The sequence below is a fragment of the Vibrio sp. 704 genome (assembly GCF_033339295.1).
This window is the reverse complement of the sequence record NZ_JAWOUH010000733.1, coordinates 1-586: the sequence shown is the minus strand read 5'-3', so window position 1 is coordinate 586 and position 586 is coordinate 1. Positions and strand designations below refer to the sequence as shown.

Genomic DNA, 586 nt, shown 5'->3' with positions numbered 1-586 from the left:
TGGGCCAAATGCGTGAACAAAAATCCCGTTTGGAAACGCAGCTTCGTGAGCAGCAGGCACGCCACGAACAAATGAATCAGGCTAATGCGGAAAAACTGCAAATTTTAGAGCAGGCCGAAGTGCGTCTGAAACAACAGTTTGAGCACCTTGCCAATCAACTGTTTGAAGAGAAAACCGCGAAAGTCGATTTGCAAAACCGTCAAAGTTTAGAAGGGTTGTTGTCACCGTTAAAAGAGCAGTTAGAAGGTTTCAAAAAGCAAGTCAACGACAGCTTTAGCCAAGAAGCTAAAGAGCGTCATACGCTGGTGCATGAGCTGAAAAATCTGCAACGCCTCAATGAACAAATGACTCGAGAAGCCGTGAACCTGACCCAAGCGCTCAAAGGTGATAACAAACAGCAAGGTAACTGGGGTGAAGTGGTGCTGGCGCGCGTTTTAGCCGAATCGGGACTGCGCGAAGGGCACGAGTACGAAACGCAAGTGAACCTACAGAGCGAAGCGGGCAAGCGTTACCAACCGGATGTGATTGTGCATTTGCCACAAAACAAGCAAGTGGTGGTCGATTCGAAAATGGCATTGGTGGCGTA

1 protein-coding gene is annotated in these 586 nt (G+C 48.5%); it reads left to right on the top strand.

The genetic code is table 11. From position 1 onward, the window contains the following. The coding region (gene rmuC, locus R7R24_RS28800; protein ID WP_318120470.1) for a DNA recombination protein RmuC at positions 1 to 586 on the top strand (586 nt) is incomplete at both ends.